This is a genomic window from Bhargavaea sp. CC-171006 (assembly GCF_009761675.1).
Classification (GTDB): domain Bacteria; phylum Bacillota; class Bacilli; order Bacillales_A; family Planococcaceae; genus Bhargavaea; species Bhargavaea changchunensis.
In genome coordinates, this window is sequence record NZ_QUZH01000004.1 from 192,660 (window position 1) to 199,572 (window position 6,913).

5 protein-coding genes are annotated in these 6,913 nt (G+C 51.9%); all 5 read right to left on the reverse strand.

From position 1 onward, the window contains the following. Positions 1 to 39 precede the first annotated feature (39 nt). The 5 genes from DZC51_RS02340 to DZC51_RS02360 all read right to left on the reverse strand — a co-directional run bounded on the left by DZC51_RS02340 (position 40) and on the right by DZC51_RS02360 (position 6,590). Positions 40 to 2,244 carry an N-acetylmuramoyl-L-alanine amidase family protein gene (locus DZC51_RS02340; RefSeq protein WP_157293763.1) on the reverse strand — a complete coding sequence of 735 codons (2,205 nt, stop codon included), beginning with the start codon at positions 2,242 to 2,244 and terminating at the stop codon, positions 40 to 42. 139 nt (positions 2,245 to 2,383) lie between these two features. After that, positions 2,384 to 3,457, reverse strand: a complete 1,074-nt coding sequence (locus DZC51_RS02345) for a YkvI family membrane protein (protein ID WP_157293764.1) — start codon at positions 3,455 to 3,457, stop codon at positions 2,384 to 2,386. Positions 3,458 to 3,769: 312 nt separating this feature from the next. Further along, the gene (gene menC, locus DZC51_RS02350; RefSeq protein ID WP_157293765.1) at positions 3,770 to 4,900 is read right to left on the reverse strand and encodes an o-succinylbenzoate synthase; all 1,131 of its coding nucleotides are present in this window, start codon (positions 4,898 to 4,900) and stop codon (positions 3,770 to 3,772) included. Positions 4,901 to 4,923: 23 nt separating this feature from the next. Next, positions 4,924 to 5,724 (reverse strand): GNAT family N-acetyltransferase, encoded by an 801-nt coding sequence (locus DZC51_RS02355; protein WP_157293766.1) that lies wholly within the window; start codon positions 5,722 to 5,724, stop codon positions 4,924 to 4,926. A 20-nt stretch (positions 5,725 to 5,744) separates the two neighbouring features. Further along, positions 5,745 to 6,590 carry a MurR/RpiR family transcriptional regulator gene (locus DZC51_RS02360; RefSeq protein WP_198304038.1) on the reverse strand — a complete coding sequence of 282 codons (846 nt, stop codon included), beginning with the start codon at positions 6,588 to 6,590 and terminating at the stop codon, positions 5,745 to 5,747. Between the last annotated feature and the right edge of the window lie 323 nt (positions 6,591 to 6,913).

The following is a 6,913-nucleotide window of genomic DNA, read 5'->3' on the forward strand; positions in this document are numbered from 1 at the left end:
GCATCAGCCCTGAACAACAGGGCTGATGCCGATTTTGATTTAAAAGTAGTCGCTGATTCCAAGGAGGACAGCTTCTGCCGCCCGTTCACGATAAATGGCTTGCGCCAGCTTGGCGGAATCGTGCGGGTGATCCAGGAACCCGATTTCAATTAGTGAACTTGGAATCTTCGTTTCCCGGATCACATGGAAATTCCCTTCTGCCACCCGCCGGTATGACATCCCCATCTTCGCAACCAATTGGTTCTGCAAAGCATGTGCCAAGTTTATACTTCTTTGTTTTTCGTATTTTCCATACCAGAACGTTTCCACGCCTTTTGCTTCGCCGTTAAACTTGTTGGCATGAATACTGACAAACACATCCGCGCCCGATGCGTTCGCGATTGCCGCGCGCTCAGAGAGTTCGAGGAAAACGTCTGTCTTTCTCGTCATGATCACGCCTGCACCGGCATTTTTCAGAAGACGCTCTGCGCGGAGAGCCGTATCAAGGACAATTTCCTTTTCAACCAATCCGCGGGCAATGGCCCCCGGATCATGGCCCCCATGACCTGCATCCAGTACGACCTTTTTGCCCTGCAGACTTACGGTGTCGGATGCATGAATGTAACCTTTTCGCGGTTTGCCATTCACATAGACGGTCGCCTCGTACCAGCCGGGAATCAGTGAATGATAAATGAGCTTACTGCCGAATGAATAGCTTTTCAGACTCGTACTGTCCCGTGAAGCTCTTGAATAGACATATACCCTGGATTTTGCTGCTGCGCCCTGGATTCTCGTTTGCGGGTTGGCGACATTGGTTACATGGGACCGGTGAATATACCCTGTACGTGCCTTGCCGCTTATATATACCTTCGCCTTATACCAATCCCCCGCAAATGTTTCATATTTGAGGACGGTCCCCGCAGAATAGCTTTTAAGGGAAGCCGCACTCAGGGAAGCCGACGAGTATATTGGGGTCGGCTGCTTTTTCGCAACTCCCCTTAGCGGACTTGGCCGGTCCGTGATATTGGCAACATGGCTTTTATGGATAAAGCCAGACATCGCCTTGCCATTCACATAGACAGTCGCCTGATACCAGTCTCCGGATGTGGACCGGTAGGACAGGATTCTGCCCTCTCCATAAGATTTCAGTTTTTTGGAGCCGAGATCCTGACTTGAATACACGTAGGTCGGGGATTTCAGTGCAATTCCCTTGAGTGGCAGTCCCTCGACTTTTTGGCCGGATACATCGCCTTTGCGGATATATCCTTTTTTCTTTTCACCCGCGACATAAACATTTGCGGAGTGCCAGTTTTCTGAAAGGGTCCGGTAAGCAAGCCGGTGGTTAAGCGGGTAGCTCTTAAGTATGGCGGAACCGGAATCCGGTCTTGAATAGACATTGACCGTCTGCTTCGCCGCATACCCGGTCCCTGCCGAATCCCCGACCAGCAAATCGACATCTTTTTTGGCGATCAGGCCGTCTTTTGCCTGACCGGCTATGTAAACAGTAGCGGCATACCATTCCCCATCAGCTTGTGTAAATTTCAAAATCTTCCCCTGGCTATAACTTTTCAACACCACGGATGGGTTGTGAAGGTCATATACCCGGATTGGGGACTTTAATGCCAAGCCTTGAAGTGTGACTTTGCTTGCCGTTGCCGTGTTCTGCAAGCTTATCGTTGAAAGTGCAGGCTCCGGATCGGAAGCAGTTTCTCCGCTTTCCTCCTGCTTCTCATCCATCTGAGCAGACTCGCCCTGTCCACCAGCAGTCTCTGGAGCAGTCAGCTCTGGAGCTGATTGTTCTTCCGCTGACTCCGATTCGCCTGCTTTCCCTGCAACATCAGACCCTTCGCCTTCTGCTGCCTCTTGTTTCACGGCCGGACCTTCAGCGGTTTCCTCTTCTGTTTCAGGGAGAACCTCTTCTTCAATCATTTCGAGGAATCCATTATCAACAAATCCTCTGACGGGCTCGGAGGATTCATCTTCACTCGTTCCGTCTGGCTCCACAACCTGAATTTCAGAGCGCTGGTCCCCCATTTCCAAAACAGTGACTTTGTCACCGACTTCCAGCTGTCCGATCGCTTCCAGACTGTCCGCGTCTGGATATAACGGTGCGAAATTCTCTTCTTCCCCAGAAGAAATGATCAGCGCATCCAATACGACTTTCTCAGGAACAGATCCATTCGCGCTTTCAGCGTTTATTTCCAGAACACGGAAATTCATCGCCAGCAAAAATGCAATTATGATAAATACTAAACTTCTCTTCATCTTATCCCTCTTTTTCACGTATTCCTTCAATCCGATAAGTTACATTTTGAGATAATCCTGAATAGATGTCCATGGTACTTTTAATGCAAATTAAAAGAGGGATGCATCCAAGTAACGGCGCATCCCCCTTTCTTCACTATTAAGCTGTCTCGCTGCTCACCCTGGCACCGACCACGACTTTCCGGAACCAGTAGATAATCACTGCCGCAATGAGGACAAGGCCGAGATAACCCGTGATCGGATATAGAGTGCCGACCAGGCTGACAAACCCGACAAAACTCAGTGCAAAGCCTCCGATTCCGAATAGGACAACCAAGGTTTTAAACCGTTTCGTGCCGGCTACCGACACACGTGCCGTGAAGGAGTACAGCATACCGACCGCAGTATTGTAGATCATGCAAAGCAGCACGACCGCCATAATGTTGCCGAGCATCGGCGAGATCTCCGCGGCAAGTGCCAGTGTCGGCATGGCTGCTCCGCCGACCGCATCGAGTTTGGTCAGCATGGCCAAGTTCACCAGCAGGATCAGGACTCCGAGAAGCGCCCCGCCGATTGCTCCACCGAGTGCAGCCGTCTTGCGGTCCTTGACCGTTCCGCCCATGACTGCCAGCATCGATGCGCTGCATGCAATGTTAAACGATACGTACAGGAAGGCACTCAGCAGCCAGTGAGGCGCTGCCGTATCCTGTTCCTGTGCCAAGCGAGCAATCTCCGCACCTGAGATATCAGCTGTCATGACCGAATAGCCCGCCAGGATAATGATCATGACTACCAGGAACGGCGTGACCGCCCCAATCACCGTGATGATTTTCTGAACGTTAAGCAGAACAGTAATCATGGTCACCACTACCATGAACAAACTGCCGACAACGGCAGGTATTCCAAACTGTTCCTCAAACAGCGATCCAGCGCCGGCATACATGATAACCGCTACGCCGAACAGGAAGAACGTTATGACGGCATCCACAAACATGCCGATCGGCTTCCCGCAGATTTTATAAATGATTTCCTTATGTGATTTCGACTTTAGCGAACTGCCGATGCTGGCCAGATTCATTCCGATAAAAGCAAATACGGCCATGGCTGCGATTCCGCCGGCAATCCCCCACAATCCGAAACTCGTAAAAAACTGAAGAATCTCTTGGCCCGAGGCAAAGCCCGCCCCGACCACTACTCCTGCAAATGCTGCGCCTAGCCGGATACTTTCTTTCAACTTGCATTCCCCTCCGTTTTCGGGAAGGTTAACCTGTCCGTAAAACAGTCCATTCCCCGGTTGTTTTTCTGCGTTGTGAACGATTCCGTGACTAAGAAAGCGTTTTCTATTATGTAAACAAGATACTCCGAAAACTCCAAACATTCAAGTAGAGTAAGGAATATTGTCTTATAACATGACTAATTGCCTACATAAGTTTCTTTTTTCTTCCACTAACAATAGTCGTGCCGACAGGCGGAATATTCCGTCTCCTTCAGCGAAAGGAAAGCGGTGCCCAAAAGCACCGCGATTTACCCCTTCCACCCGCTCCCCTCAGCGGGCAGCCTCTGTTTCTTCGGATTTAAAGACTTCTTCATCTATCGTGTATTTGTTCATCTTCTCCAGATCCGGCTCGTAACCGATTCCATAACCGGAAGGGACAGTGATCTCACCGTCCAAGGCCTCAACCGCGGGTGTAATGATATCTTCTTCCCAGTACCGGTCGGAACCAGCCGTATCCCCCGGAAGCGTGAAGCCCGGAAGCGTCGTCAGGGCCACGTTGTGCGCGCGTCCGATGCCCGCTTCAAGCATTCCTCCGCACCAGAGGTCGATGCCTTTAGCGACACAGTAATCATGGATCTTTTTCGCTTCGGTCAGTCCGCCGACCCTGCCGATCTTCACGTTGATGATCCGGCAGTTGCCGAGTTCGACCGCTTTGCGCGCATCCTCGAGTGAGTGGATGCTTTCATCCAGGCACACTGGCGTCTCAAGCTCTTCCTGCAGTTTCGCGTGATCGATGATATCGTCATGAGCAAGTGGTTGTTCGACCATCATGAGATCGAAGTCATCAAGCATCTTCAATAGCTCGATGTCATCCAATGTATAAGCGGAGTTGGCATCCGCCATCAGCGGCACATTCGGGAATGCCTCCCGGACCGCGCGGATAATCGCGATGTCGGCACCCGGTTTGATCTTCATCTTGATCCGTTTGTAGCCCTGTTCGATAAAGCCTCGGACTGTCTCGACCATCTGTTCCTCGCTGTCCTGTATGCCGATCGAGATACCCACGTCGATTTTTTCTTTGGTCCCACCAAGAGCCTCTGCGAGGGTCTGTTTGTTCCGTTTTGCGTAAAGGTCCCACACAGCGCCCTCGACCGCAGATTTCGCCATATTGTTTCGGCGGATCGGAGCGAAAATTTCACTAACCTCGTCAGGATGGCTGATATCTTTCCCGAGCAGAAGCGGAACGAGGATGTCACGGATCACGTGCACATTCGTTTCGACTGTCTCTTCGGCATACCAAGGGTAAGAAAACGCAACCGATTCCCCCCAGCCGGAATTCCCTTCCTCATCGATCACCTCGATCAGGAGGAACGGCTTATCCTGCATCGTCCCGAAGCTCGTCGTAAATGGATGCTTCATGCGCATCTCCATGCGGCGAATTCGAATTTCACTGATAATCAATATTCCCATCTCCCTTTCAGCTGTCAAAGAGGCACATGCTCTTTTTTGAACAGAATGTACTCATTCAGATGCCCGTCTTTTCTCCGGACGTCCGCCAGCACGTAGCCCGCCTTGAATGCCTGTGTAAATATTTCCTTCGTCTTTTCCCGCCAGTCGATGGCAAGCCCCATGTCTTCCTTGCGAATCTCCTGAAAATCGGCCGGGACTGGAACAACGATAGCCTCCGCCTCCGGAATATTCCCCGGCGAATCCAGGACAGGCTGTCCCGAAGCACCGATTGACACCTTATAAGGTTGATCTTCCGTCAGCTCGGGCTGGCGCAGACCATCCGTCACACGGGGGCTGTTGATCCACCAGTCCAGCCGAAAGCGGTCCGTGGGCAGTCCCGCGTTCAGCGAATCTTTCATCTCACCGTAGCAGTTTTCCCAATAAGTGCTGACCATTCCGCCGAGCTTCCGGATATTGAGGTAGGCATTGCGGCTCTCGAGCGGGTCGAACGTCCACTGGATCCAGTCATAGCCGATTTCCCTCGCCATTTCCGCCTGGCGCCACTTCAGCGCTGAACCGAGTCCCGAATGCCGGTATTCGGGAAGGAGCGCCAGCATATGCGAGCACAGATACGGCTTCTTTCCGTCAAAACCGGCAAAACTGTACTGGAAGCCCACCGCCCGGTCCCCGATAAAGGCGCCGATCAGGAGGCCGCCGTTTTTCATTGCAGTCATGAACTGCTGGGGCGGAGTGGAACCTCCCCAAACAGTCCGTTCCAGTTCGGAGGCTTGGTGAACTTCCTCTTTTTCAAACGTCCGGATCACCGGCTGCTCCATTTTCATTCCTCCCGGATGTTTCAGATGCCTTCCACATAATAGAATCCATTGTCGATTTCCCTTGCTGCTTCCTGCCGCTTCTTGACTTCGGCAGGATTCTTGACACAGGCGGCTGCAACGAGTGCATTGAGGAACGAAAAGAGCGGGGCTGCCTTGTCGACCGTTGAGGAGCCGGATTCGATGGAAAACAACACGTCGCAATACGCCGACACCGGGGCAGACAGTGAGTCGCTGATGCCGATCACAAATGCGCCCCGTTTTTTCGCCAGGCTTGTGATTTCAAGCGTTTCTTTCAGATAGCGATGGAAGCTGAAGACGATCACAACTGAATTGCTGTCCGTCCTGACCATTGATAGAGCCGGATCCTCCGCCTGAGGATGCATGACCTGAACACCATCGCGCACAAACCTGAGCATAAGCGCCAGCCAAGATGCAGCCGGGTAAGAAGCCCGGAGGCCGATTACAGATAAGTTGCCGGCCGTGAGGATTTCACGGACAGCCCTGTCGAACTGAACAGGGTCAATGCCTTTGGCCGTCTCGGAAATCGCCCGCTGATCCCGCTCCATCACCTTCTCATAGATCCGGTAATCTTCGCCTATTGTCAGCTTGTCATCCTGATAATCCGTGAAACCGCTTTCCGGAGTATACAGTTCTTCACGGATCGCCTTCTGCAGGGCCGGGTAGCCTGTGAATCCCATGTTGTAACTGAAACGGATGACCGTCGACTCACTTGTCCCGGTCCGCTCCCCAAGCTCGGACCCCGAACAGACCGCCACCTCATGTGGGCGCTCCATCACATATTCCGCCACTTTCCGCTGCCCCCTCGGAAGTTTCAGAATCTCCCGGTGGACCAACCCCTTCAACATCATCCCGTACACCCCATTCGACTTTATGTAATGACCCTAACATCAAGAAGCCCGCAAGCGGGCGGGACAAAGTTGAGCCAGGCCTGCAAAAAATGCCCGGCTGCTTTGAAGGAATCCCTTCAAAAGTTTTCCATTAATGAAGGAAATCCTTCAACTTGATTTTTACACTATCACGATTAATTGAGAGGCGCAATATATTTCTGAAAATTAGTTTTCCTTTTTGATGATAGAGTGGTGTATGAAAAGTGTATCTCCAGCAAAAAAAGCAAACAGCAGTGGCTCTGGTCGCTTTCCGCGGGCGTTGCCTTAGCCGGCGCCAGTAC